This is a genomic window from Catellatospora bangladeshensis, from assembly GCF_016862575.1.
Taxonomy (GTDB): domain Bacteria; phylum Actinomycetota; class Actinomycetes; order Mycobacteriales; family Micromonosporaceae; genus Catellatospora; species Catellatospora bangladeshensis.
Genome location: NZ_BONF01000043.1, coordinates 69,950 through 95,078 on the forward strand (window position 1 = coordinate 69,950; position 25,129 = coordinate 95,078).

Genomic DNA, 25,129 nt, shown 5'->3' on the forward strand with positions numbered 1-25,129 from the left:
GACTTGCCAGGCACCTGGGCGTATGGGCGACCAAGATACGCCCGGGTGCCTGGCAAGTTCGATGATCTCCAGCGGAGCGGAGAACGATGAGATTCACCTACCACTGCGCGCTGCGGTGGTCTGATCTTGACGCTTACGGGCATGTGAACAATGCGCGGTTCCTCACGCTGTACGAGGAGGCGCGGGTGGCGATGATGTTCGTGGGGGCGCGCGAGGCCGGGGTGACCTCCTTCGAGGAGGGCATCGTGGTGTCCCGGCACGAGGTGGACTACCTGCGGCCGGTGGACTACGGCGACCCGGTGCGCATCGAGCTGTGGGTCGAGGACCTGCGGCCGTCCCGGTTCACCGTCGCCTACGAGCTGTTCGACGGCGACCTGCTGGCCAGCCGGGCCAAGTCCGTGCTGGTGCCCTACGACCTGGTCCGGCAGCGGCCGCGGCGGCTGTCCGAGTCCGAGCAGAGCTTCCTGAAGCCATGGCTGTCGAGCTGAGCGACCGCGCCGACGCGGCGGTGTTCCTGCGCCGGCTGCTGCGGCTGGACCCGGCGACCCTGGTGCGGCTGCGGCCGGCCGGGGCGGGCCGGGTGGCGCTGTGGGCGCCGCTGCCGTGGGGCGTGCTGGTCACCCGTACCGTCGCCGGGACGGTCGACCGGGAGCGGGTCACCTCGGCGGCGGCGCTGCTGGAGGGTCTGGCCACGCTGCCCGCCCGGGACGCCGACTGGCGCGGCGCGCTGCCGCCCGCGACGGCGGCGGTGGTGGAGCGGCTGCCGGCCGAGGTGGTGCAGGACGCCGCCGCGGCGGCGGCCCAGGCGCTGCGCGATGTGAGCAAGGACGGCCTGCACGGGCGCGCGGTGGGGCAGCGGGTGCTGCGTGACGCACTTCTCGACCACGTGGTGGTGCGCGGAGTCTCCGATGTGGACGGTGTAGCCTTCGCCGTACCTCAGCGGCTCGTGCAGGGGTTGGTCCGGATGGGTTTCCTCGGCGCGGACGCGGTGAACGTGGTCACCGCCGGGCCGTGGACGGGACTGGCGGGCGCTTACGGGACTGCCTGGTTCCGGACACCCACTTTGTCCGTACGGCCTATTGTCAGCAGGCCGATAAGCTGATGAGCCATCGTCTGTTCAGCCCGGGACCTTCGGTAAGGGGATGACGAAAGACGGCTGTCCGGGTAGCCTCCTCGCCGGGGATGGAACTGAGGGTAGGCGCGCAATCTCCCTCAGCATTGATCTGTCGGCTTCAGGCTACGGTCGGACAGGAGCATTGGCGATGGCGTGGTTCTCGTGGCAACGCTTGCGGGTGGGTCAGTCGGCGACGGGGACAGCGCGACCGCGCACCGTGCCGCAGCAGCGAAGTCTCTTCGAAGTGCCGGACGATCTGTCCATGATGGACAGCCTGCCGCCGGCGCCCACCGCGCTCGCCGCGGCGGAGACGCCGCAGGTCAACCTGCGCCGGATCGCCGCCACGCTGGACCTGCTCGACATCCGTTACCTCTCCGACGGCGAGGAGAGCCTGCTGGCGCTCTGGGAGCGGCACGCGCTGCTGTTCGCGGTCGAGGGCCCCGACGACGAGATCCTGGTCATCCGCGCCCGGCCGCACGCCACCGTGCCGCCGGAGCTGGCGGACCTCGCCTACCGCGCCGTCAACGAGTGGAACCACACCCGCCGCTTCGCCAAGGCGTACGTCGGCGACCCGACCGAGCGCGGTCAGCTGCCGATCTACGCCGAGTGGCAGGTGCCGCTGCGCTCCGGCGCGCACGACGCGCTGCTGATGGAGATTCTCGACTGCGCCGCCTCGGTGTCCACCACCTTCGTCGACTGGATGCACAGCGACGGCGGCCTCCTGCTCTGACCCGCGTCCGTGCGCCCCGGTGACGGGGCGCACGGACGGCGACAGCCGCCTGACCGGGGCTCGTACACCCGGACAGGCGGCTGTCTTCGTGACGGCCGTCTGAAGGCGGCCTACGGGCTTCGTCAGTCCGTACGCGGGAACAGCCCGATCCGGCCGTGGTACTCCCGGCCCAGCTCGTCGGTGTCCGAGCCGACCAGCAGCCCCAGCGGGGTGATGGCGAACGCGCGCACCCCCACGCCGCGGCTGCGGGTCGGGTTCCACGGCAGCGCCATCCCGGTGACCGGGTGGATCGCGGCCACGCCGGGGCGCTCCACGGCGCCGGGGCCGGCCGACTCCATGCCGTACGGGTTGTCCAGCCAGCGCTGGTGGCCGCCCACGTAGACGGCGCCGCCGACGATCTCCACCGCGTACAGCGAGTCGCCGCCGGTGTGGTTGACCCAGGTGGGCCGCACGCGGCCGGTGGCGTACGTCTCGAAGCGGGCCGCCGTGTCGCAGGTGAGGTCGACCCCGCTGAGCCGGCCGGTGGTCACGATGACCAGGTACTCGCCGTCCGGCGAGAAGTCGACCGCCCGCATGTACGTGTCGAAGCCCTCGCGGCACAGCGGCACGTACGCGTCGGTCCACCAGCCGGCCGCCTTGGCGGGGTTGTCGGCGGTCAGGTCGAACATGGCCGCCTGCACCCGGCGCGCGCCGCCGGCCCGGGTGAACGCGCCGACGGCCAGCAGCCGGTCGCCGTCCGGCGAGACCGCGATGTCCTCGACCTTCACCCGGCCGATCTCCGGCGCGTCCAGCCGCGCGTCGAACCACGGGTCGACCTCGCCGGTCTGCGTGTCCAGCCGGGCCAGGCCGAGCCGCCGCACGCCGTTGACCGCGCTGAACGAGCCGCCGAGGTAGAGCCAGCCGCCGGAGACGGCGAGCCCCCGCACGTCGCCCCAGTTGATCGAGGCGTCGAAGCCCTCGACCAGCCCGCCGGTGGCCAGGTCCAGCCGGGCGATGCCGCGTACGTCCTGGTCGTCGACCTCCTCGAAGGGGCCGCCTGCGAACACCGTGCCGTCGGGGCCCGCGGCCAGCGAGAGCACCATGCCGTCGATGTCCGGCGCGAAGTCGAGCACCTCCCCGGTGCGCAGGTCGAAGGCGAACAGGTGCTCGCGGTCGTACTCCTGCTCCAGGGCGCTGTCGGCCACCTTCGTGAAGTCGCCGCCGACCACCACGGTCTCGCCGACGACCGCGAGCGCGTGGACCTCGCCGTCCAGGATGTGCGGCGTCCAGTCGGCCGGGTCCTCGCCCACCGTCCGGACCTGGCGCGCGCCCAGGCTCTCCGGCGGCGGGCCCTGCGCGGCTCCCACCGCCGCCGGCAGTGCGATCGCGGCGAGCACGGCCAGTGACACGACACGACGGTGCATCAGGACGTCTCCTCGTAATCGGGGCAATTCCCAGTGCCCAACGAGGCGACGGAAATCAGGGCACTCGCCTGACCCGTACGGTCAGGAAAGTGCCCCGGGTCACATCCACCTGTCAGAGATCCTTATTGACCATGAAGAACGCTGCCCGCTCCAGGTAGTCCCAGAGCATCCGGTCCAGCTCGGGGGTGAGTTCCAGCACGTCGACCGCGTGGCGCATGTGGCGCAGCCAGGCGTCGCGCTCCACCTCGCCGATCACGAAGGGCGCGTGCCGCATACGCAGCCGCGGGTGCCCGCGCTCCTGCGAATACGTGTTCGGGCCGCCCCAGTACTGGATCAGGAACAGCCGCAGGCGGTCCTTGGCCGGGCCGAGGTCCTCCTCCGGGTACATGGGCCGCAGCACCGGATCCTCGGCGACCCCGGCGTAGAACTCGTCGACGAGCAGCCGGAACGTGTCCTCGCCGCCGAGCAGCTCGAAGTAGTTCGGCACCGGCAGGGACGTCACGGGGGCAGCGGCCTGGTCACTCACCCGGCCAAGGCTACCCGGCGGCCGGAGCCTCGTTGAGCCGCCGGGCACGCTCGATCGCGGCCGCGAAGCGGTCCTGTGGCGGCCACACGCTCAGCGCCACCAGCACCAGCACCACGCCCGCCACGCTCCACAGCCCGACCACCTGGTGCAGTGCCCAGTGGTTGGCCAGCAGGCCGGTGACCAGCACCGAGCCGCCCTGCATGACCTGCACCCCGCTCTGCATCACGCCGAACGCGCGCGCCCGGTAGACGTTCGGCAGGGCCTGCACGAACAGGCCGTTGGCGACGGGCATCATGCCGGCCACGCAGAAGCCGGAGGCGGCGGCCATCAGGCAGACCGCGGTCAGCGACGGGTTCAGCAGCGCGGGCACCAGCACCAGCGGGGTGAGCAGGGCCAGCGGCCGGATCAGCGCCCGCTTGGTGACCGGGGTGAGCATCCGGCCCACCACGATGCCGCCCAGCACGTAGCCGGCCGGGTTGGCCAGCATGATCAGGCCCTGGGCGAAGCCGCGCTCGGTGGGGCTCGCGCCCGGATCCAGGTGGTGCGCCCAGACCGCGGCCAGGCCCTCCGGCACGATCGCGAACAGCGCCACGCTGAAGACCAGGATGGCGATGCCGCGCAGCGCCGGGATGCCGAAGACCACCTTGAAGCCGTCGGCGGTCTCGCGCACCAGGTTGCGCCGCGCCGCGCGGGCGTTCGCCGCCGGGCGGGCCTTGACGAGCAGGCTGAGCAGCAGCGCCGACAATGCGAAGGTGGCCGCGTCGAGCAGCAGCGAGACCCGCGGGTTCAATGCCGCCAGGAAGCCGCCCGCCAGGTAGCCCACGATCTGGGCGGCCTGCCCGGCGCTCAGGTTGAGCGACAGGCCGACCACCAGCCGGTCCCCGCTGAGAATCGACGGGAGCAGGGCGGAGCGGGCCGCGTCGTAGGGCGGGTTGCCCAGCGCGGTGAGGAAGAGCAGGCCGATCAGCAGCGGCACGGGCAGGCCCGGCAGGGCCACCAGCGCGATCAGCACCATCCGCGCGAGATCGCTGACGATCATCACCGTGCGGTACGGATACCGCTCCGCCACCGCGGCCAGCAGCGGCCCCAGCAGCACCCACGGCGCGAAGCTGATCGCGAACGTGGCCGCCGCGGCGCCGGCCGACTGCGTCTGCTGGTAGACCAGCGCGGTGACGGCGGCCTTGGCCAGGTAGTCGCCGATCCAGGACAGCACACTCGCGCCGAAGACACCCCGGTACTCGCGGTTGGCGAGCACCTCACCGAAGGTCGCGCGCTCCTCGGGTTGCGAGGCTGACGGCGCTGGTGCTTCATTCGGCTGGGGGTCGGTGCGCGTGGGGTGGTGCACCACCGGATGGTCCTCCATGGATCACACGACGTGTTGGTCGAGGACCGTCATCCTGTCGCAGAGTCCGCCGAATGACCGCCCCATGCGGGATATCGTCGGTTGATTCTGCCCGATCGGTGGATAAAGCGCTAGCCTCTATGGCTGATACCCGTCAGTCCATCAGGGATTCTGTGCCGCCGGCTCCTCGGCGGGCACCGACGCGCGCAGCGCGCGGGCGGCCTGCATCTGCGCCGCGATACCGGACGCCTCCAGCGCCTCGGTGAGCCGGCGGCGCATCTCCCGCTGCAGGTCCCACTGCCGGTCGGCGGAGGTCTTGCACACGGTACGGATCACCGCGCCGTCCACGCTGATGTTCTCCACGCCCAGCACCTGCGGCGGCTCGACGAAGTCCGCGGCCCACTCCGGATCGTGCGCGAACGCGTCGACGGCCTGGCGCAGCACCGAGGTCGCCTCCTCCACGCCGACGAAGCCGATCGGCACGTCGATCATGACGGTGGCCCAGCCCTGGCTCTTGTTGCCGATGCGGATGATCTCGCCGTTGCGCACGTACCAGATGACGCCGCGCCCGTCGCGGATGGTCACGGTGCGCAGGCCCACCGACTCCACGACGCCGACCGCCTCGCCGGTGTCGATCACGTCGCCGACGCCGTACTGGTCCTCCAGCAGCATGAACAGGCCCGCGATCAGGTCCTTGACCAGCGACTGCGCGCCGAAGCCGAGCGCCACGCCGGCGATGCCGAGGCTGGCGATCAGCGGCCCGACGTTGATGTCGAACTCGCTCAGCACGATCAGGAACGCCACCGAGAAGACGCCGACGGTGACCATGCTCTTGAGCACCGAGCCGATCGCCTCGGCCCGCTGGCGGCGCCGCTCCGGGAACACCGACGTCGCGTTGACCACCGAGGCCGGGATCTTCTCCCGGATCGGGCGCAGCATCGTCGGCACCTTGCCCTGCGCGGTGCGGCCCACGATCTTGTTGATCGTGTGGTTGAGCAGCGCGCGGGCGATCATCGCGACGATGATGATGACGATGATGCGGAGCGGTTTGATGAGAAGGTAGTAGCCGCCGTCGGCCAGCCACTGCGAGTCCGACAGTTCGTAGACGCCCTTGCAGATCTTGTCGGCCATGCAGCCGACGGAGGGCGTCTCGGAGGGGTTCGGGTCGAACAGACTCAGCATGGCTACGTAGTTACCTCATCGGTCGGGGCGTGGTGCGGGCGGGTCTCGCGGGGATTTAGCTCGCAAATGCCAATGAGCTGGGCAAAGCGCGGCTGAGAATTCATGAGACCGCCGCAAATTGTAGGTGCATTCACCAGATCTATCGGGGACGATGGTCACAATGACGCCATGACATGAGTGACCCCGGAGGGTGAGACCGATGCCTGACATACGACCCGCAGCCTCCTCCGCCGCGTTGCTCCTCAATGCGACCTACGAACCGCTGTGTGTCGTGTCCGTGCGCCGGGCCGCCATCCTCATCCTCTCGGGCAAGGCCGTCTGCGTCGCCGACGGCGACGGGGTGCTCCACAGCTCCCGCCACCGGGTGCCCGTCCCCCTGGTCGCCAAGCTCACCCGCTACGTCCGGGTGCCGTATCGCACTCAGGTCGGGCTCTCCCGCCGGGCCATCTTCGCCCGCGACGGCGGGCGCTGCGTCTACTGCCAGGGTCCCGCCGAGACGATCGACCACGTGCATCCGCGCTCCAAGGGCGGCCAGCACGCGTGGGACAACGTCGTCGCGGCCTGCGCGCGGTGCAACCACCACAAGGGCGACAAGACCCTGTCCGACCTCGGCTGGCGCCTGCCGGTCAAGCCGACCGTGCCGCACGGCGCGATCTGGCGGGTCATCGGGCACCGCACCCCGGACCCCCGCTGGGCGCAGTGGCTGGAGACGGTCTGACGCTCAGGCCTTGCGGGCGCTGATCAGGCTCGCGAACACCACGATGTTGTCGGCGTAGCCCAGCTCGCCGCCCACCCAGCGGCCCCCGCAGGTGATCAGGCGCAGCCCCGGCCGGCTGAAGTCGTGGTAGATCCGGTCCACCGGCAGCTTCTCCTTGCTGAACCGCTCGACGGTGTTCACCTCGAACACGGTGATCCGGTTGTCCCGGCGCGTGATCTCGATCTTCGCGCCGGGCTTCAGCTCGTTGAGCCGGTGGAACACGCCCGGCCTGTCCTTGGTGTCCACGTGCCCGACGATGATCGCCGGGCCGTACTGGCCGGGCGAGGGCCCGTCGTCGAACCAGCCCGCCTCGTTGCGCAGCAGCAGCGACGGGGTGTCGATGGCACCCCGATCGTCCAGGCCGACGCCGTGGATGTACGCCTTCACCCTGATGTCCGGGATCTGGATCCGCAGCGGCCGGCTCGGGCCCAGCACCGGGAACTCGCCCGGCGGGGCCTTGCCCGGCCCCCGGAACAGCTCCGCCAGCGAGAACCCGTTCGCCTTGCCCAGGCCGATGCCGACCCCGAACAGGCCGGCCACGACCAGCAGCACCGCCAGCGGGACGCCCAGCCGCCGTGGCACGGCGCTCAGGCCGGGGTCAGCGGCGAGCGCCCGCGCCGCCGCATCAGCACCAGCAGCCCGAGGCCCAGCCCCACCACGGCCGCGCCGCCGCCGATCAGCGTGGCGCCGTCGTCGGCCAGCGCGCCGCCGCCGGTGTTCGGCCCGTGCTCCGGGCTGTCGTGGTTGACCACCCAGAGCGTGGTGGTCGCGGTCTGCCGGCTGGGGCAGGTCAGCTTCACGTTGTAGCCGCCGGCCTTCTTGCCCTCGGGCACGGTCGCCGCGGCGATCAGGTACGAGTTGACCGGCTCGACGGTCACCGTGCCGAACGCCTCCGAGTGCACCTTCGCGTTGTTCAGCGCGTCACCGCAGCTCGCGCGGATCGCCACCTGGAACCCCGCCTGGATGGTGCTCGGGTTGACCTCGACGAAGACACCCTCGGCGTGCGCGGGCGAAGGCGCCGTCAGCGCCGCCACGACCAGCGCCGTGACGCCGGCCGCCACCCGTAGAGCAGACCGCATGATTCCCCCAAACCGGTACCCCCCACCCCCGAACCCGGGGCTCCCAGGCATCCTCTCACCCACACCACCCCGAAACATGAAAAACGACCCGAACCGGACCTTCATGATCGTCCAACTTGCCCGGCACCTGGGCGTATCTTGGGCGCTCTTTCGCCCGTCTGCCTGGCAAGTCGGACGATCAAGCCGGGCCGGGCCGGGTCGGGGTCGGGGCGGATGGTCAAGCGTCCTCGCGGGGTGGGGTGAGGGGGCGCCAGGGGAGGGGGGTGGAGAGGATCATCGTGCTGGAGGGGCGGCCGTGGGGAGCGAGGCGGTCGATGAGGGCTTCGAAGGCGTCCATGGAAGTGGCGGCGACGCGGAGGATGCTGCACGCGTCGCCGGTGATGCGGTGGATCTCCAGGATCTCGGGCCAGCCGGACACGGTGGGGTCGCGCAGGATGCAGCCCGCGCCGTAGCAGGACATCTGGATCAGCGCGATCACCGGTCGGCCGGCCAGGGCCAGGTCCACGTGCGCGTGGTACCCGGTGATCACGCCGGCCTCCTCCAGGCGGCGCACCCGCTCGGCGACGGCCGGCGGGGACAGGTGCACGCGGCGGGACAGCTCGCTGAAGGACAGCCGTGCGTCCGCCTGCAGCTCACGCAGCAGCGCCCAGTCCATGTCGTCCACGACGCGCTTTCCCTTCGTAAACGAAACGCCCCTACCTCAGTATGAACGTTAAGCAGAGCGCCCCGAGTGCCGTTGATCCGGCATTCCGATGTCACGCCCTCCGGAGAGATCATGACGTGGTCCGGAGAACCTGGAGGAACGCGTGAACGCCCCATCGACGATGACGTCGGCCGTACGCCCGGCCACCGCCGCGGAACGCGCGGCGCGCGCCGAGGCCAACGGCGGCGAGCCGACCCTGGAGTTCGCCGAGCGGACCCCGTACGACGCCTACGTCCACGCCGGCACGCTGCACACGCTGCAGCAGACGCTGAGCAAGGACCCCGGCGAGATGTCCTTCCTGATGATCAGCCAGGTGATGGAGCTGTACTTCGGGCTGGTCCGCTTCGAGCTGCGGGAGACGCAGCGGCTGCTCGGCGAGGACGACGTCTACGGCGCGCTGGCCCCGCTGCGGCGCTGCGCGCTGCACCTGGACGGCCTGAACGCGGCCTGGCAGACGCTGCGCTGGATGACCCCGGCGGACTTCAACAAGTTCCGCAACCTGCTCGGCGAGGGCTCGGGCTTCCAGTCGGCGATGTACCGCCACCTGGAGTTCCTGCTCGGCCTGAAGACCGCGTCGCTGGTCCGCCCGTTCAAGCGCCAGGACGACGTGTACCACGACCTGCTGGCCAGCCTCAACGGCCCGAGCCTGTGGGACGACGTGATCGCCCTGCTCGCCCGCCAGGGTCACGACATCCCCGCTGAGCTGCTCACCCGCGACTTCGCCGAGGAGCACGAGGCGCACCCCGCCGTCGAGGCCGCCTGGGTCGCCGTCTACGCCGAGGACACCCCCGGCAACCTGCTCCGCCAGCTGGGCGAGGCACTGACCGAGGTCGCCGAGCGCTTCGACGTGTGGCGGCACAAGCATCTGATGGCCGTGGCGCGCACCATGGGTGCGAAGGTGGGCAGCGGCGGCTCCAACGGCTACGCCTGGCTCCAGCGCAGCATGGCCAGAACGGTCTTCCCCGAACTCTGGTCCGCCCGTACCCACATGTAGTACGGGTTGATCACGGCGCCGAGGTCGGGACACGCCGTCCAGCACGTCCATAAGTTCATGATCAACGCAGGGCACCCAGACAGCGAGACGGTAGATGGCAATGACCGAGGTTGACGCGCGCAGGCGCGATGAGGCCGACCCGGGGCACCGGGACCTGTTCCGGATCCCGCCGGCCGAGGGGGGCGGGTACGCCGAGGTGGCGTACATGGCGGGCAACTCGCTCGGGCTGCAGCCGCGGGCCACGCGGGATGAGCTGCTGGAGGATCTGGACGCCTGGGCGCGGCTCGGGGTCGAGGGGCATCTGGAGGCGGGGCGGCCGTGGCTGCCGTATCACGAGCTGCTGACCGAGCAGGCGGCGCGGCTGGTGGGCGGGCTGCCGAGCGAGACCGTGGTGATGAACTCGCTGACGGTCAACCTGCACCTGCTGATGGTGTCGTTCTACCGGCCGTCGGGGACGCGGACCCGGATCGTGATCGAGGACGCGGCTTTCCCGTCGGACAGCTACGCGGTGCGCAGCCAGGTGGCCTTCCACGGGCTGGACCCGGACGCCGAGGTGGTGCGGCTGCGGCCGCGCGACGGCGAGGACTGCCTGCGCACCGAGGACGTGCTGGCGTACCTGCGGGACGAGGGCGGCAGGGTCGCGCTGGTGCTGCTGGGCGGGGTCAACTACCTGACCGGCGAGCTGATGGACATCCCGGCGATCACCGGCGCGGCCCGCGCGGCGGGTGCGGTGGCGGGCTGGGACCTGGCGCACGCGGCCGGCAACGTGCCGCTGCGGCTGCACGAGTGGGGCGTGGACTTCGCCGCCTGGTGCTCGTACAAGTACCTGAACTCGGGGCCGGGCGCGCTGTCCGGCGTGTTCGTGCACGAGTGGCACCTGGGCGACCCGGACCTGCCCCGGTTCGAGGGCTGGTGGAGCACCGCGGCGGCGACCCGGTTCGAGATGACGCCGACCTCGCGGCCCCCGGCGACGGTCGAGGCGTGGCAGATCTCCAACCCGCCGATCTACGCCATGGGCCCGGTGCGGACCTCGCTGGAGCTGTTCGACAAGGTGGGTATGGAGGCGCTGCGCGCCCGCAGCCTGCGCCTGACCGCGTACCTGGAGTCGCTGCTGGACGAGGTGCTGCCCGGCCGCCCGCTGGTCCAGGTCACCCCGCGTGATCCGGAGCGGCGCGGCTGCCAGCTGTCCGTGCGCACGACCGCGATGGGCGCGAACGAGCTGGCCCGGCGGCTGCGCCACGAGCACGGCGTGATCGCCGACGCGCGCCAGCCCGACATCGTGCGCTTCGCGCCGGTGCCGCTGTACTCGACGTACGACGACTGCCGGCGGGTGGCCGAGGCCCTCGCCGCGATCTTCCCTAAGGACGCCTCATGACCAAGGGCAAGCACGTCGCCGTGGTCGGCGCCGGGCTCGCGGGCTGCCTGCTCGCCTGCTACCTGGCCCGCCGCGGCTACACGGTGACCATGTACGAGCGCCGCCCCGACCCGCGCACCGGCAAGGTCGAGCGCGGCCGGTCCATCAACCTGGCGCTGTCCGAGCGCGGCCTGGACGCGCTGCGCCGCATCGGCCTGGACACGACGGTGATGGCCGACGCGCTGCCGATGCGCGGCCGGATGATCCACCCGGTCGCGGGCGAGCTGGACTTCCAGCAGTACAGCGCGGACGGCGAGCGGGCGATCAACTCGATCAGCCGCGGCGCGCTGAACAACGCGCTGCTCGCGGCGGCCACCGAACTGCCGAACGTCTCCGCGCACTTCGACCACCGCCTGGTCGGCCTCGACCCCAAGACGGGGGAGATGCGCTTCGAGACCCCGGGTGGCGCGGTCACCGCGCAGGCCGACATCGTCCTGGGCACCGACGGGTTCAGCTCGGCGGTACGCGGGCAGCTGCTCGCGCACACCGGCCTGACCGAGAGCCTGGACTTCCTGGAGCACGGCTACAAGGAGCTGACCATCCCGGGCCGGGACGGCGAGTTCGCGCTGGACCCGGGCGCGCTGCACATCTGGCCGCGCGGCGCGTCCATGATGATCGCGCTGCCCAACCCGGACCGCTCGTTCACCTGCACCCTGTTCTGGCCGACCGGCGGCACCAGCGCCTTCGCGTCGCTGAGCAGCCCGGCCGCGATCGAGAAGCACTTCGCAGCGGTGTACCCGGACCTGCTGGAGCTGGCTCCGAACCTGGTCGACGACTACCTGCACAACCCGGTGGGCGTGCTGGGCACGGTGCGCTGCGCGCCGTGGCACGCGTACGGCCGGGTCGGGCTGCTCGGCGACGCCGCGCACGCCATCGTGCCGTTCTACGGCCAGGGCGCGAACTGCGCGTTCGAGGACGTGGTCGAGCTGGACCGGGTGCTCGACGAGACCGGCGACGACTGGGACCGGGCGCTGCCGGAGTTCGAGGCGCGGCGGCGGGAGAACACCGAGGCCATCGCGCAGATGGCGCTGGAGAACTTCGTGGAGATGCGGGACAAGGTCGCCTCCCCGGTGTTCCAGGCGCAGAAGAAGGTCGAGCACGCGCTGGAGCGGGCGCTGCCCGGCCGCTACGTGTCCCGCTACGAGCTGGTGTCGTTCTCCACCACGCCGTACGCCCAGGTGCAGCGCCGGGTGCGCCGCCAGCAGCGCCTGCTCGGCGCGGCGGCGGGCGCGGCCGTGCTGGCCGTGGGCGCGCTCGCGGCGTGGGCCTTCCGGAAGGGGACGGGCGCGTGAACTGGGACCCGACGCTGATGACCGGCCGCCCCGCGGGCGAGCCCGGCCTGCTGCGCAACTTCGTCGGCGGCGCGTTCGTGCCGGCTGAGAAGACGTTCGCGAAGGTGTCGCCGGTGACCGGCGAGAAGATCTTCGAGGTCGCCGAGGCGGACGCGTCGACCGTGGACGCGGCCGTGGCCGCCGCGCGTGCGGCGATGCGCGGGCCGTGGGGCCGGATGAGCGAGGGCGAGCGCGCGGCGGTGCTGCGGCGGGTCGCCGACGAGCTGGAGAAGCGCTTCGACGACCTGGTCACGGCCGAGGTCGCGGACACCGGCAAGAGCATCTCGCAGGCGCGTACCCTCGACATCCCGCGCGGGGCGGCCAACTTCCGGGCCTTCGCCGACATCGTGACGACCGCGCCCACCGAATCGTTCATGACCGCGACCGCCGCGGGCGGGCGCGCGCTGAACTACGCGGTGCGCAAGCCGGTCGGCGTGGTCGCCATCATCGTGCCCTGGAACCTGCCGCTGCTGCTGCTCACCTGGAAGGTCGCCCCGGCGCTGGCCTGCGGCAACGCGGTCATCGTGAAGCCGTCGGAGGAGACGCCGTCGTCGGCCACGCTGCTGGCCGAGGTGATGGCCGCCGCGGGCGTGCCGGAGGGCGTGTTCAACCTGGTCCACGGCTTCGGGCCGGACTCGGCGGGCGAGTTCCTGACCAAGCACCCCGGGGTGGACGCGATCACGTTCACCGGCGAGTCGGCCACCGGCAGCGCGATCATGCGCGCCGCGTCCGACGGGGTGAAGGCGGTCTCGTTCGAGCTGGGCGGCAAGAACGCGGGCCTGGTCTTCCCGGACACGGATCTCGATGCGGCCGTCGCGGGCTCGGTGCGGTCCAGCTTCACCAACGGCGGCCAGGTCTGCCTGTGCACCGAGCGGCTCTACGTGCACCGCTCGATCTTCGACGAGTTCGCCTCGAAGCTGGCCGCGAAGGCGTCTGAGCTGCCGTTCGGCTGGCCGCAGGACGAGGCCACGGCGAACATGCCGCTGATCTCGCGGCAGCACCGGGAGAAGGTGCTGTCCTACTACGACCTCGCCCGCAGCGAGGGCGCGACGGTGCTCGCCGGAGGCGGGGTGCCGGTGTTCGGCGACGCGCGGGACGGGGGCGCTTACGTCCAGCCGACCGTGCTCACCGGGCTGGCGCAGGACGCGCGCGTCAACCGCGAGGAGATCTTCGGCCCGGTGTGCAGCCTGATGCCGTTCGACGACGAGGACGAGGCGTTCGCGCTGGCCAACGACAGCGCCTACGGCCTGGCGGCCACCGTGTGGACGCGGGACGTGGGCCGGGCGCACCGGGCCGGGTCGCGGCTGGACGCCGGGCTGGTCTGGGTCAACACCTGGTTCCTGCGCGACCTGCGCACCCCGTTCGGCGGGGTCAAGGCCTCCGGCGTGGGCCGCGAGGGCGGCGTGCACTCGCTGGCCTTCTACTCCGAACTGACCAACGTCTGCGTGGAGCTTTCGTGACCATCGGCAAGGACAAGATCGACGAGGCGGTACGCCTGCTGCGCGACGCGCAGGAGACCCGCACCCCGTGCGCCCCGCTCCGGGAGCGCCTGCTGCCGGTCGGCGACGTGGCCTCGGCATACGCCGTGCAGCGGGCCATGACCCAGGACGCGGTCGCCGCCGGGCGGCGCATCGTCGGCGCGAAGATCGGCCTGACCAACCCCGCCGTGCAGCGGCAGCTCGGCGTGGACCAGCCCGACTTCGGGGTGCTCTTCGCCGACATGGCCGCCTGGGACGGCGCCGAGGTCGACGTGACCCGCATCCTGCAGCCCAAGGTCGAGGCCGAGGTGGCCTTCGTACTCGGCGGTGACCTGCCGCACCAGCAGGTCACCGTCGCCGACGTCATCCGCGCGACCGACCACCTGCTGCCCGCCATCGAGATCGTCGGCTCCCGCATCGCGAACTGGGACATCTCCATCGTCGACACCGTCGCCGACAACGCCTCCAGCGCCATGTTCGTCCTCGGCAACCGCCCCGTCCCGCTGCCCTCCGTCGACCTCCGCCTCTGCGGCATGGTCCTGGAACACGAGGGCGAGCCGGTCTCCGTCGGCGCGGGCGCCGCCTGCCTCGGCAACCCCCTGCACGCCGTCGCCTGGCTCGCCGAGACCATGGCGCAGGCCGGCACCCCCCTGCGCACGGGCGACGTCATCCTGTCCGGCGCACTGGGCCCCATGGTCCCGGTCACCCCCGGCGCCGCCTACGAGGCCCGCATCAGCGGCCTCGGCTCCGTCCGCACCCGGTTCACCCCATGAGTGCGTTGATCATGAACTTGAGGACGTGTTCGACGGCGTGTCGCTACCCCGGCGCCGTGATCACCGAAGCAACACGCGGTGCGGGGCAAGCAAGCGGCAAGGGAGGCAGCCGGTGAAGGCCGGAGTGGCGGTGATCGGGTCGGGGAACATCGGGACCGACCTGATGATCAAGGTGTTGCGGTTGAGTGAGTCGCTGCGGATGGTGGCGATGGTGGGGATCGATCCGGAGTCGGACGGGCTGGCGCGGGCCGCGCGGCTCGGGGTGGCGACCACGGCCGAAGGCGTGGACGGGCTCGTGAAGATGCCGGAGTTCGCCGAGGTGGATGTCGTGTTCGACGCGACGTCGGCGAAGGCGCACCGGTATCACGACGAGGTGCTGCGCAGGCACGGCAAGGTCGTGATCGACCTGACGCCGGCCGCGATCGGGCCGTACGTCGTGCCGACCGTGAACCTGGACGAGCACCTCGACCAGCCGAACGTGAACATGGTGACCTGCGGCGGGCAGGCGACCGTGCCGATCGTGGCGGCGGTCAGCGCGGTGACGCCGGTGGCGTACGGCGAGATCGTCGCGTCCATCGCGTCGCGCTCGGCTGGCCCCGGCACCCGGGCCAACATCGACGAGTTCACCGAGACCACGGCGCGGGCCATCGAGGTCGTCGGCGGCGCGGGACGCGGCAAGGCGATCATCGTGCTCAACCCGGCCGAGCCGCCGCTGCTGATGCGCGACACCGTGTACTGCCTCTGCCCGGACGCGGACGCCGACCGGGCCGCCATCGCGGCGAGCGTCGAGGACATGGTCAAGCAGGTGCAGGGCTACGTGCCCGGCTACCGGCTCAAGCAGCAGGTGCAGTTCGACACGGTGACCGTGCCCATGTTCGACGCGCCCGCGCTGCAGGTGTCGGTGTTCCTGGAGGTGTCGGGGGCGGGGCACTACCTGCCCGCGTACGCCGGGAACCTGGACATCATGACCTCGGCGGCGCTGCGTACCGCGGAGCGCCTGATGGAGCTGAAGAAATGACGACTCGGATCTACGTACAGGACGTGACCCTGCGCGACGGCATGCACGCCATCGGGCACCGGTACACGGTCGAGCAGGTGCGGCGGATCGCCGCGGCGCTGGACGCGGCGGGCGTCGCCGCGATCGAGGTGGCGCACGGCGACGGCCTGGCCGGTTCCAGCGTGAACTACGGGCACGGCGCGGCGACCGACGCCGAGTGGATCGCCGCGGCGGCCGAGGTCATGCCGAACGCGAAGCTGACCACCCTGCTGCTGCCCGGCATCGGCACCATCGCCGACCTCAAGGCCGCCCGCGACCTCGGCGTGACCAGCGTGCGCATCGCCACGCACTGCACCGAGGCGGACATCTCCGCCCAGCACATCGGCTGGGCGCGGGAGAACGGCATGGACGTGTCCGGCTTCCTGATGATGTCCCACATGAACGACCCGGCCGGGCTGGCCAAGCAGGCCAAGCTGATGGAGTCGTACGGCGCGCACTGCGTCTACGTCACCGACTCCGGCGGGCGGCTGCTCATGCGCGACGTCGCGGAGCGGGTTGACGCCTACCGGCAGGTGCTCGACGAGCGCACGCAGGTCGGCATCCACGCCCACCACAACCTGTCCCTCGGCGTCGCCAACAGCGTGGTGGCCGTGGAGCACGGCGACCGCCCCGGCGTGCCGGTGCGCGTCGACGCCTCGCTGGCGGGCATGGGCGCGGGCGCGGGCAACGCGCCGCTGGAGGTGTTCGTGGCCACCGCCGAGCTGATGGGCTGGGAGCACGGCTGCGACGTGTTCGCGCTGATGGACGCGGCCGACGACGTCGTCCGGCCGTTGCAGGACCGTCCGGTGCAGGTGGACCGGGAGACGCTGTCGCTGGGCTACGCGGGCGTCTACTCCAGCTTCCTGCGCCACGCCGAGCGCGCCTCGGCCAAGTACGGCGTGGACGTGCGCTCGATCCTGGTCGAGCTGGGCCGCCGCCGCATGGTCGGCGGCCAGGAGGACATGATCGTGGACGTCGCCTTGGACCTGGTCCGCGACGCCGAGCAGGCAGCCGCGAGCGCGGGGGAGATGGCATGAGCATCGAGACGATGGCGGCGCTGCTCGACGACGCGGCGACCGGCGCGAAGGCGATCCCGCAGCTCACGCTCGGGCACGAGCTGGACGTGGACGGGGCCTACGCGGTCCAGGAGGCGCTGATCGCGCGCCGCCTCGACCGGGGCCAGCGCCTGGTGGGCATCAAGATGGGGCTCACCAGCCGGGCCAAGATGGCGCAGGTCGGCGTACACGAGGTGATCTGGGGTCGGCTCACCGACGCGATGCGGGTGCCCGACGGCGGGCGGCTCGCCCTCGACGGCTTCATCCACCCCCGGATCGAGCCGGAGGTCGCGTTCCTGCTGGGCGAGGGCGGCATCGCCGCGGTCGCGCCCGCGCTGGAGATCATCGATTCGCGGTACGCGGACTTCCAGTTCACCCACCCCGACGTGGTCGCCGACAACACCTCCGGCGCCGCGTTCGTCATCGGCGCCTGGCAGCCGGTCCCGGCGGGCCTGGACAACCTCGGCGTGCTGCTGGAGGTCGACGGCAAGGTGGTGCAGGCGGGCTCGACCGCCGCGATCCTGGGCGACCCGCGCCGGGCGCTGGACGAGGGCCGCGCCCTCACCGCCCGCTACGGCGTCGCCCTGGAGCCCGGCTGGATCTTCCTGGCGGGTGCGGCCACGGCCGCGGTGCCGCTGACGCCGGGCGCCCACGTGCGCGCCACCGTCGAAGGCCTCGGCACCACCTCCGTGGTGGCGTCATGACCCCCCACGCGCGCCTCGTCGGCGCGGGCCGCCGCAGCTTCGGGCAAACCACGCGCCACGGCGGGATGGGCCGCCGCAGTTTCGGGGAAACTGCACGAATCCACGGCTCGGATGCTGCAGTTTCCCCGAAACTGCACGGCGCCCTCGGGCGGGCGGCGGGAAGCGGGGAGGCGGCATGAGCGGGGCGAAGACGGTCGCGGGCAAGGCGACGCCGCGCGGCAGGTTTCCGCACGTGAAGGTGGCGGGCGGGTTCGCGTTCGTGAGCGGGACGTCGAGCCGGCGGCCGGACAACACGATCGCGGGCGCTTCGGTGGACGAGATGGGGACGACCAGTCTCGACATCCGTGAGCAGACCCGGGCCGTGATCGAGAACATCGGGGACATCCTGCGCTCGGTCGGCGCGGACCTGTCCGACCTGGTCCAGGTCACCACGTACCTGGTCAACATGAACGACTTCGGCGGGTACAACGAGGTGTACGGCGAGTTCTTCGACGCCACCGGGCCGACCCGCACCACGGTCGCGGTGCACCAGCTCCCGCACCCGCACCTGCTGATCGAGATCCAAGCCGTCGCACTGCTGCCAGACAAGGAGTCGTGATGACCGAGATCACCGAGCCGGTGAGCTTCCCCGGCTGGATCGAGGAGAACCAGCACCTGCTCAAGCCGCCGGTCGGCAACAAGCAGATGTTCCCGACCGGCGACGACTTCATCGTCATGGTGGTCGGCGGGCCGAACCAGCGCACGGACTTCCACGTGGACCCGTACGAGGAGTTCTTCTACCAGATCAAGGGCACCCTGCGGATCAACCTGATGACGCCGGAGGGCCCGCGGACCATCACCGTGCCCGAGGGGCACATGTGGATGCTGCCCCGCCTCACCCCGCACTCGCCGCAGCGCGAGGCCGGCTCGATCGGCCTGGTCCTGGAGCGGCCCCGGGAGGAGGGCACGCTGGAGAAGTTCCGCTGGTACTGCCCGAACTGCGCCGAGATCGTGCACGAGGTCGAGCTGCAGGTGCGCGACATCGTCGCCGACCTCCCGCCGGTGTTCACCGCGTTCTACGAAGACGAGCAGGCGCGCACCTGCGCCAAGTGCGGCACCCTGCACCCGGGCAAGGGCTGATGGCGCCCGTAGTCGACGTGCACACCCACGTCGTGCCGAAGGGCTGGCCGGAGCTGTCGTCGGAGTGCGGCGGCGACGGCTGGCCGTGGCTGCGCGTGGACTCCGAGCACGAAGCAATGATCATGGTGGGGGAGAGCGAGTTCCGCCCCATCGGCGCGCAGTGCTGGGACGCGCCCACCCGGCTCGCCGACATGGCCGACGACGGGGTGGACGTCCAGGTGGTCTCGCCCACCCCGGTGTTCTTCTCGTACGAGCGACCGGCCGCGCAGGCGATGAAGGTGGCCCGGATCTTCAACGACCTGGCCCTGGAGGTCTGCGCGGACTCCGGAGACCGGCTGGTGCCGTTCTGCCAGGTGCCCCTGCAGGACCCCGACCTGGCCTGCGCCGAGCTGGACCGCTGTATGGCGAACGGGCACGCGGGCGTCGAGATCGGCAACCACGTCGGCGACCGCGACCTCGACGACGAGGGCATCATCCAGTTCCTGCAGCACTGCGCGCAGGTCGGGGCGCCGGTGTTCGTGCACCCGTGGGACATGCCGAACGGGCCGCGCCTGGACCGGTGGATGGCCCGCTGGCTGACCGGCATGCCCGCCGAGACGCACCTGTCCGTGCTCTCGATGATCCTGGGCGGGGTGTTCGACCGGGTGCCGGAGACGCTGCGGCTGTGCTTCGCGCACGGCGGCGGCAGCTTCCCGTTCTGGCTGGGCCGCGCGGACAACGCCTGGCACCGGCGCGGCGACGTGGTACGCGGGCAGTCCGCGCTGCCGCCGAGCGAGTACACGCACCGGTTCTACGTGGACACGGTCGTCTTCGACCCGGCCGCGCTGCGGCTGCTGGTGGACACCATGGGCGAGGACCGCATCCTGCTCGGCAGCGACTACCCCTACCCGCTGGGCGAGCGCCCGGTCGGCGCGGTGGTGCGCAAGTCCGACTTCCTCACCGACGGCCAGCGCGACAAGCTGCTCGGCGGCAACGCGCTCGCGTTCTTGAACCGGCCCGGCCTCGGGCGGGCGGCGTGACGGAGGACCGCTCGGTGCTCTCCCGCAGCGCACCCGCGCCCGACGCGACCGTGCGCTACGGCCCGCTGCCCGAACACGTCGCCGACGCCTGGCACGGCGACACGCGGGCGGCGGCCCGGCCGCTGGTCGTGTTCGTGCACGGCGGCTTCTGGCGGCCGGAGTACGACCGCGCGCACACCCACCCGCTGGCCGCCGCGATCCGCGACGCGGGCTGGACGGTGTGCTCGATCGAGTACCGCCGGGAGCCGGGCCGGCCCGAGCACACCGTGCGTGACGTGGCCGAGGCGCTCGCCGCCGTGCCCGGCGCGGTGGAGGGGCACGACGGGCGGGTGATCGTGGCGGGACACTCCGCGGGCGGCCATCTGGCGCTGTGGGCGGCGAGCGCGGCCCCGGCCCCCGGGCAGACCGGCACGCTGGCGCTGGCGCCCGTGGCGGATCTCCGGCTGGCCGAGGAGCTGCATCTCGACGACGGGGCGGTGGCGGACTTCCTGGGCGCCGAGGCGGCGTCCCGGGCCGACCTGGACCCGGCCCGGCTGCCCGCCCCTGCGGGCACGACCGTGCTGCTGCACGGCCTGCTCGACGAGATCGTGCCGGTCGCGGTGGCGGAGGCGTACACCGCCGCCCACCCGGGCAGCCGCCTCGTCACGGTGCCCGGCGCGGCCCACTTCGCCGTCATCGACCCGCTGTCGGCCGCGTGGCCGGTCGTGCTCGCGGAACTGGAGCGGCTGTCGTTTCCGGCAGCAGTTTGACCACCCCTGAGCAGGTGACGGCGCTCACTCCGCTAGCGTTGAGCCGGTAAGGGATCGGATTCGAGCCGGGGGGCTTCAAGGTGTCCACGCCAGATCTACCCGATCTGTTGATCTATGCGGGCATCCCGCTCGCGGTGATCGGCATCATCTTCGCCTTGGTGTACGCGGCCGGCGGCCGCAACGCCAAGCGTTACCGTCCGGGACGGCCGTATCAGTTCAAGCCGGTGTGGTTCCTCGCCCGGCCCGAATCGGACGGCCCCGCCGCGGCGCACGGCGCGCTCGAGGCGGCCGCCCGTGCGGAGCTGACCGCGTCCGGCGACCTGTCGCCGGTCGTGGATGTGACAGGGGGCGCAAGTGACCGCTGGTGACCAGCACGACAGCCACGACGTGGCGGTGCACGAGGTGCTCGACGGGCCGTTCACGACCCGTCAGCTGCTGCGGCTCGACGATGCGCTGCGCAAGGCCGACGAGACCACCGGCCTGACCTTCAGCGTGTACGTGGGCGACATCACCGAGCCGGTGCGCGAGGGTGCGGAGAAGCTGCACGCCCGCCTCGCCCACCCGGCGCAGTCGGTGCTGCTCGCCGTCGCGCCGGACCAGCGCCAGCTGGAGATCGTCACCGGTTCGCAGGCGCGGCGGCGGCTGTCCGACCGCGACTGCAAGCTCGCCGCGCTGTCCATGGCGGCGGCGTTCGGCGGCGGCGACCTGGCCGGCGGCCTGGTCAGCGGTCTCGCACAGCTCACCGGCCTGGCCGGCAAGCCGTCCGTCTGACGGCCGGGGCGCCGGCTTCCGGCGTCGTTCCAGAGCAAGACATGAAAAAGGGGCCGGACGCGGGTGCGTCCGGCCCCCTTTCGCGTGCTCACGCGGAGGCGGCGTCCTTGGCGCGGGCCTTCTGGGCGCGCAGCATCCGGTCGTTGCCCTCGGCCATCAGGCGGCGCAGCGAGGCGGGGTGGCCCTCCTCGGCCAGCCACGCCTGCGCGGCGGCCACGGTCTCGTCCGACACGTCGAGAGCGGGGTAGTTCAGGATCACGAACTCCTGCGCCGGCTCGCTGTCCCGGGCGGTCCACACACCGGCCACGTCGGCGAAGAACCGCGCCGTGTACGGCCTGGTCAGCTCGACCTGAGCGGTGTGCTGGAAGCCCTGGATGTAGGCGCGGTTGCGCCAGTTCGGCAGGGCCGCCGGGCCGGTCAGCTCGGCCCATACCGCGGCCTTGTTCTCGGCCGTCGGGATGAGGGCGTGCGCGAGCGCGGCGCCGATGTCGCCGGAGGCGGTGCGGTCGGCGTCGTGCTCGGCCTGGATCGCCGCGGGCTCCAGCGCGCCCATGGCGACCAGCGCCTGAACCAGCTGCCAGCGCAGCTCGCCCGCGATGGTGATGCCCTCGGGCACGCCGTCGCCGTCGAGCCAGCCGCGCAGCACGGCCAGGTCGGTGGCGGAGCGGGCCGCGTTGATGAAGGCGCGGGTCCAGGCGAGCTGGAAGCCGCTGCCGGGCTCGGCGACGGTGAGCGCCGCGCGGGCCGTGTCGGCCAGGCGGCCCCAGCCGGTGGGGGCCCAGGCGGGGTCGGCGTACACGCTGAGGACCGTCTGCACCTGGCGCAGGGTGGCGGTGACCAGGTTGATGTCGCGCTCACCGGGCAGGGCGCCGGTGACCAGGGCGGCGTAGTCGCGGGCGGACATCTCGGCGTCGCGGACCATGTCCCAGGCGGCGGCCCAGCACAGCGCGCGGGCCAGGGACGAGTCGAAGCCGCTGAGGTTGTCGACCACGACGGCCAGCGAGCGGTCGTCCAGCCGCAGCTTGGCGTAGGTCAGGTCCTCGTCGTTGAGCAGCAGCACGTCCGCGGCGCGTACGCCGGCGAGCTGCTCGATCTCCGTCTCGGCCCCGGCCACGTCGGTCTCGATCCGGTCGCGGCGCACCAGGCTGCCGTCGATGAGGTCGTAGAGGCCGACGGCGAGGCGGTGCGGGCGCAGCGTCGGGTGGCTGGCGGGGGCCTCCTGCTGCACGGCGACGCGCTGGTAGGCGCCGTCGGGGCCGATCTCGACGACCGGGCGCAGCGTGTTGACCTGGGCGGTCTCCAGCCAGGCGGCGGCGAAGGCGCGCAGCTCGCGGCCGGAGGACTCCTCCAGCGCGGACAGCAGGTCGCCGAAGGTGGCGTTGCCCCAGGCGTGCTGCTTGAAGTAGCTGCGCAGGCCGGCCACGAAGGCCTCGATGCCGACGTACGCGACGAGCTGCTTGATCACGCTGGCGCCCTTGGCGTACGTGATGCCGTCGAAGTTGACCTCGACCGCCGACACGTCGGGCATGTCGCAGTACACCGGGTGGGTGCTGGAGAGCTGGTCCTGGCTGTAGCCCCAGTTCTTGCGCAGGGACAGGAACGTGGTCCAGGCGTCGGAGAAGCGGGTGGCCTCGGCGTTGCACCAGTGCGACGCCCACTCGGCGAACGACTCGTTCAGCCACAGGTCGTCCCACCAGCGCATGGTGACCAGGTCGCCGAACCACATGTGGGCCAGCTCGTGCAGGATCGTGTTGGCGCGCTGCTCGCGCTCGAAGTCGGTGACCTCCGAGCGGAAGATGTACGACGCGTCGGCGTGGGTGACGCAGCCGAAGTTCTCCATCGCGCCCGCGTTGAACTCGGGCACCCACAGCTGGTCGTACTTGGGCAGCGGGTAGCGCACGCCGAACTGGGCCTGGAAGAAGTCGAAGCCCTGCGTGGTGATCTCGAACAGCTCGTCGGCCTCCAGGTGCTCGGCCATCGAGGCCCGGCAGAACACGCCCAGGTCGATGCCGTCGTGCGTGGTGCGGACCTCGTGGTACGGCCCGGCGCACAGCGCGGTGACGTAGGTGGACATCCGGGCCGACTGCGCGAAGTGGACCGTCTTGCCGAAGCCCTCGGTGGTGGTCTGCTCGATCGGGGCGTTGGAGACGACCTTCCAGTGCTTGGGGACGGTCGCGTGCCAGGTGTAGACCGACTTCAGGTCGGGCTGGTCGAAGCAGGCGAACACCTTCTGCGCGTCCGCGGTCTCGAACTGGCTGTAGAGGTAGACCTCCTTGTCCGCCGGGTCGACCGCGCGGTGCAGGCCCTGGCCCTGCTGGGAGAACGGGAAGTCCGCCTCGACCACCAGCGTGTTCTGCCCGGCGAGCCCGGTCAGCACCAGACCCTTGTCGGCGGCCCAGGCGCTGGTGTCCACGGCCTGGCCGTTGAGCTCGGCGCGCAGGATCTTGCTGGCCGCGACCTCGATGAACGTGCTCGCACCGGGCTCGGTGGCGGTGAAGCTGACGGTGGTCACGCTCCGGAAGGTGCCGTCGCCGGGGTTGCCGGCTCCGTCGGTCAGGTCCAGCGAGATGTCGTAAGAGTTGACCTCGAGCAGCCGGGCTCTGTCGGTGGCCTCGGCCTGGGTGAGATTGCGCGTACCGGTCACGGCGTCTTTACTCCTGTCGGGCTGCGGTGCTGAGCAGCGTGGAGGGCAGTATCGCTGCCCAGGGCAGTCTTTCATTGCGGCACCCTCGCGGGCGCGAAGTAACTGTTTCACATTGTCGCCCGTCGCGCGTGGGGAAGGTCACGCGCGCGGGTGAGAACAGCGCGTCATGATTTCACCCATGACCCCTGTAGTTGAAGGTTCCACCATCGGTATGTGGTTCGACCCGCTCTGCCCCTGGGCGTGGATGACCTCGCGCTGGCTGCTGGAGGTGGAGAAGGTCCGCCCGGTGACCGTCGAGTTCCACGTGATGAGCCTGTCCGTGCTGAACTCCGGCCGGGAGCTGCCCGAGCAGTACGTCGCGCTGATGGAGAAGGGCTGGGGCCCGGTGCGCGTGTGCGTCGCCGCCGCGCAGCAGTACGGCGAGCAGGTGCTGCGTGACCTGTACACGGCGTACGGCACCCGCATCCACCTGAACAAGCAGGAGCTGGGGCCGGAGCTGGACGCCGCCGCGCTGGCCGACGTGGGCCTCGACCCGGCGCTGGCCGCCGCCGCCACCTCGACCGAGTACGACGAGGCGCTGACCGCCAGCCACAACGCGGGCATGAAGCCGGTCGGCACCGACGTGGGCACCCCGGTCATCCACGCCCCCGGCCCGGAGGGCAGGACCATCGCCTTCTTCGGCCCCGTGGTCACCCCCGCCCCCAAGGGCGAGGACGCGGGCCGGCTCTACGACGGCGTCCTCCTGGTCGCCGGCACCCCCGGCTTCTACGAGCTCAAGCGCACCCGGGACCTGGGCCCCATCTTCGACTGAGCGGGTGCACTTTCGGGGAAACTGCAGGCAAGCCGACCCGGATTCGTGCAGTTTCCCCGAAAGTGACCCCCGCGCGGGGGTGTGCGTCCGGGAGGGGGCTCGGTCGTTGGTGAAGTGGGACACAGTGCTTCACCGATGAGTCGGGAGACAACAATGGCGGACGTCGTCGCGGATCCCTGGCGGCTGGTCGCACCGGCGCAGGCCGTCGCGGACAGCCTGGGCACCTCGTACGTCAGCGTGGAGGAGAGCCGCTGGGCGACGTGGCAGCCGAACCTGCCCGCCGAGGTCACGGCCTTTCTCGCAGAGCCGGTCGTGGTGGGCGCGTCGCCCGCGGGCCTCCTGGTGAGCGGCCGGCGCTGACCTTCCGCCGCCGGTGACCCCCGAGGAAGGGGCAG

The 25,129-nt window shown here is 71.7% G+C and carries 28 protein-coding genes; 20 read left to right on the top strand and 8 right to left on the bottom strand.

Annotation, left to right across the window (positions count from 1 at the left end):
* Positions 1-86 precede the first annotated feature (86 nt).
* The 3 genes from Cba03nite_RS31995 to Cba03nite_RS32005 all read left to right on the top strand — a co-directional run bounded on the left by Cba03nite_RS31995 (position 87) and on the right by Cba03nite_RS32005 (position 1,844).
* A complete protein-coding gene (locus tag Cba03nite_RS31995; protein ID WP_203754337.1) occupies positions 87-488 on the top strand; it encodes an acyl-CoA thioesterase in 402 nt (133 codons plus the stop codon).
* A complete protein-coding gene (locus Cba03nite_RS32000) occupies positions 473-1,102 on the top strand; it encodes a DUF8185 domain-containing protein (protein WP_203754339.1) in 630 nt (209 codons plus the stop codon). Before Cba03nite_RS31995 ends, Cba03nite_RS32000 begins: the two co-directional genes overlap by 16 nt.
* A 274-nt stretch (positions 1,103-1,376) precedes the next feature.
* On the top strand, positions 1,377-1,844 hold the full coding sequence (locus Cba03nite_RS32005) for a type III secretion system chaperone family protein (RefSeq protein ID WP_203754341.1): 468 nt from the start codon (positions 1,377-1,379) through the stop codon (positions 1,842-1,844).
* Positions 1,845-1,966: 122 nt separating this feature from the next.
* On the opposite strand, the gene Cba03nite_RS32010 is transcribed toward Cba03nite_RS32005, so the two are convergent.
* The 4 genes from Cba03nite_RS32010 to Cba03nite_RS32025 all read right to left on the bottom strand — a co-directional run bounded on the left by Cba03nite_RS32010 (position 1,967) and on the right by Cba03nite_RS32025 (position 6,297).
* Positions 1,967-3,247, bottom strand: coding sequence for a WD40 repeat domain-containing protein (locus Cba03nite_RS32010; RefSeq protein WP_203754344.1), 1,281 nt, complete (start codon positions 3,245-3,247; stop codon positions 1,967-1,969).
* Positions 3,248-3,359: 112 nt separating this feature from the next.
* Positions 3,360-3,773 (bottom strand): globin, encoded by a 414-nt coding sequence (locus tag Cba03nite_RS32015; RefSeq protein ID WP_275411633.1) that lies wholly within the window; start codon positions 3,771-3,773, stop codon positions 3,360-3,362.
* A gap of 10 nt (positions 3,774-3,783) precedes the next feature.
* Positions 3,784-5,136, bottom strand: a complete 1,353-nt coding sequence (locus Cba03nite_RS32020; RefSeq protein WP_203754347.1) for an MFS transporter — start codon at positions 5,134-5,136, stop codon at positions 3,784-3,786.
* A 141-nt stretch (positions 5,137-5,277) separates the two neighbouring features.
* Entirely contained in the window at positions 5,278-6,297 is a 1,020-nt protein-coding gene (locus Cba03nite_RS32025; RefSeq protein ID WP_203754350.1) for a mechanosensitive ion channel family protein, read from the bottom strand.
* A gap of 199 nt (positions 6,298-6,496) precedes the next feature.
* Here Cba03nite_RS32025 and Cba03nite_RS32030 point away from each other — a divergent pair, with 199 nt between their 5' ends.
* Positions 6,497-7,015: an HNH endonuclease gene (locus Cba03nite_RS32030; protein ID WP_203754351.1), complete on the top strand. Its 519-nt coding sequence runs from the start codon at positions 6,497-6,499 to the stop codon at positions 7,013-7,015.
* Positions 7,016-7,018: 3 nt separating this feature from the next.
* On the opposite strand, the gene Cba03nite_RS32035 is transcribed toward Cba03nite_RS32030, so the two are convergent.
* From Cba03nite_RS32035 to Cba03nite_RS32045, 3 genes are all read right to left on the bottom strand, one after another.
* Entirely contained in the window at positions 7,019-7,636 is a 618-nt protein-coding gene (locus Cba03nite_RS32035) for a class F sortase (protein ID WP_203754354.1), read from the bottom strand.
* Positions 7,637-7,641: 5 nt separating this feature from the next.
* A complete protein-coding gene (locus Cba03nite_RS32040; protein WP_203754356.1) occupies positions 7,642-8,133 on the bottom strand; it encodes a hypothetical protein in 492 nt (163 codons plus the stop codon).
* 217 nt (positions 8,134-8,350) lie between these two features.
* Complete coding sequence (locus Cba03nite_RS32045) at positions 8,351-8,797, bottom strand: Lrp/AsnC family transcriptional regulator (protein WP_203754358.1); 447 nt, start codon at positions 8,795-8,797, stop codon at positions 8,351-8,353.
* A 160-nt stretch (positions 8,798-8,957) separates the two neighbouring features.
* On the opposite strand from Cba03nite_RS32045, the gene Cba03nite_RS32050 reads away from it, so the two are divergent.
* The 14 genes from Cba03nite_RS32050 to Cba03nite_RS32115 all read left to right on the top strand — a co-directional run bounded on the left by Cba03nite_RS32050 (position 8,958) and on the right by Cba03nite_RS32115 (position 21,279).
* A complete protein-coding gene (locus Cba03nite_RS32050) occupies positions 8,958-9,830 on the top strand; it encodes a tryptophan 2,3-dioxygenase (RefSeq protein ID WP_203754458.1) in 873 nt (290 codons plus the stop codon).
* 100 nt (positions 9,831-9,930) lie between these two features.
* Positions 9,931-11,205 (top strand): kynureninase, encoded by a 1,275-nt coding sequence (gene kynU, locus Cba03nite_RS32055; protein ID WP_346113400.1) that lies wholly within the window; start codon positions 9,931-9,933, stop codon positions 11,203-11,205.
* Positions 11,202-12,536: an FAD-dependent oxidoreductase gene (locus Cba03nite_RS32060; RefSeq protein ID WP_203754361.1), complete on the top strand. Its 1,335-nt coding sequence runs from the start codon at positions 11,202-11,204 to the stop codon at positions 12,534-12,536. Before kynU ends, Cba03nite_RS32060 begins: the two co-directional genes overlap by 4 nt.
* A 17-nt stretch (positions 12,537-12,553) precedes the next feature.
* Positions 12,554-14,035 (top strand): 2-hydroxymuconic semialdehyde dehydrogenase, encoded by a 1,482-nt coding sequence (locus Cba03nite_RS32065; protein ID WP_203754460.1) that lies wholly within the window; start codon positions 12,554-12,556, stop codon positions 14,033-14,035.
* Between the two features lie 17 nt (positions 14,036-14,052).
* Positions 14,053-14,826 (top strand): 2-keto-4-pentenoate hydratase, encoded by a 774-nt coding sequence (locus Cba03nite_RS32070; RefSeq protein WP_239126168.1) that lies wholly within the window; start codon positions 14,053-14,055, stop codon positions 14,824-14,826.
* A 112-nt stretch (positions 14,827-14,938) separates the two neighbouring features.
* On the top strand, positions 14,939-15,844 hold the full coding sequence (locus Cba03nite_RS32075) for an acetaldehyde dehydrogenase (acetylating) (RefSeq protein ID WP_203754362.1): 906 nt from the start codon (positions 14,939-14,941) through the stop codon (positions 15,842-15,844).
* Positions 15,841-16,899, top strand: a complete 1,059-nt coding sequence (gene dmpG, locus Cba03nite_RS32080; protein WP_203754363.1) for a 4-hydroxy-2-oxovalerate aldolase — start codon at positions 15,841-15,843, stop codon at positions 16,897-16,899. The genes Cba03nite_RS32075 and dmpG overlap by 4 nt, the downstream gene beginning before the upstream one ends.
* Positions 16,896-17,621, top strand: coding sequence for a 2-keto-4-pentenoate hydratase (locus Cba03nite_RS32085; protein WP_203754365.1), 726 nt, complete (start codon positions 16,896-16,898; stop codon positions 17,619-17,621). The genes dmpG and Cba03nite_RS32085 overlap by 4 nt, the downstream gene beginning before the upstream one ends.
* A 175-nt stretch (positions 17,622-17,796) precedes the next feature.
* Positions 17,797-18,219 (top strand): RidA family protein, encoded by a 423-nt coding sequence (locus tag Cba03nite_RS32090; protein WP_203754367.1) that lies wholly within the window; start codon positions 17,797-17,799, stop codon positions 18,217-18,219.
* Positions 18,219-18,740, top strand: coding sequence for a 3-hydroxyanthranilate 3,4-dioxygenase (locus Cba03nite_RS32095; RefSeq protein WP_203754369.1), 522 nt, complete (start codon positions 18,219-18,221; stop codon positions 18,738-18,740). The genes Cba03nite_RS32090 and Cba03nite_RS32095 overlap by 1 nt, the downstream gene beginning before the upstream one ends.
* Entirely contained in the window at positions 18,737-19,759 is a 1,023-nt protein-coding gene (locus tag Cba03nite_RS32100; RefSeq protein WP_203754480.1) for an amidohydrolase family protein, read from the top strand. The genes Cba03nite_RS32095 and Cba03nite_RS32100 overlap by 4 nt, the downstream gene beginning before the upstream one ends.
* Positions 19,756-20,508, top strand: coding sequence for an alpha/beta hydrolase (locus Cba03nite_RS32105; protein WP_203754372.1), 753 nt, complete (start codon positions 19,756-19,758; stop codon positions 20,506-20,508). The genes Cba03nite_RS32100 and Cba03nite_RS32105 overlap by 4 nt, the downstream gene beginning before the upstream one ends.
* 80 nt (positions 20,509-20,588) lie before the next feature.
* Positions 20,589-20,876 carry an aa3-type cytochrome oxidase subunit CtaJ gene (gene ctaJ, locus Cba03nite_RS32110; protein WP_203754375.1) on the top strand — a complete coding sequence of 96 codons (288 nt, stop codon included), beginning with the start codon at positions 20,589-20,591 and terminating at the stop codon, positions 20,874-20,876.
* Positions 20,863-21,279, top strand: coding sequence for a DUF5130 family protein (locus tag Cba03nite_RS32115; protein WP_203754378.1), 417 nt, complete (start codon positions 20,863-20,865; stop codon positions 21,277-21,279). The genes ctaJ and Cba03nite_RS32115 overlap by 14 nt, the downstream gene beginning before the upstream one ends.
* Before the next feature lie 88 nt (positions 21,280-21,367).
* Here Cba03nite_RS32115 and pepN read toward each other — a convergent pair whose 3' ends face one another.
* The gene (gene pepN / locus Cba03nite_RS32120) at positions 21,368-23,923 is read right to left on the bottom strand and encodes an aminopeptidase N (protein ID WP_239126163.1); all 2,556 of its coding nucleotides are present in this window, start codon (positions 23,921-23,923) and stop codon (positions 21,368-21,370) included.
* A 178-nt stretch (positions 23,924-24,101) separates the two neighbouring features.
* Between pepN and Cba03nite_RS32125 the strand changes: the two genes are divergently transcribed.
* Entirely contained in the window at positions 24,102-24,734 is a 633-nt protein-coding gene (locus tag Cba03nite_RS32125) for a mycothiol-dependent nitroreductase Rv2466c family protein (RefSeq protein WP_203754383.1), read from the top strand.
* 153 nt (positions 24,735-24,887) lie between these two features.
* Positions 24,888-25,094, top strand: coding sequence for a hypothetical protein (locus Cba03nite_RS32130; RefSeq protein ID WP_203754386.1), 207 nt, complete (start codon positions 24,888-24,890; stop codon positions 25,092-25,094).
* Positions 25,095-25,129 lie beyond the last annotated feature (35 nt).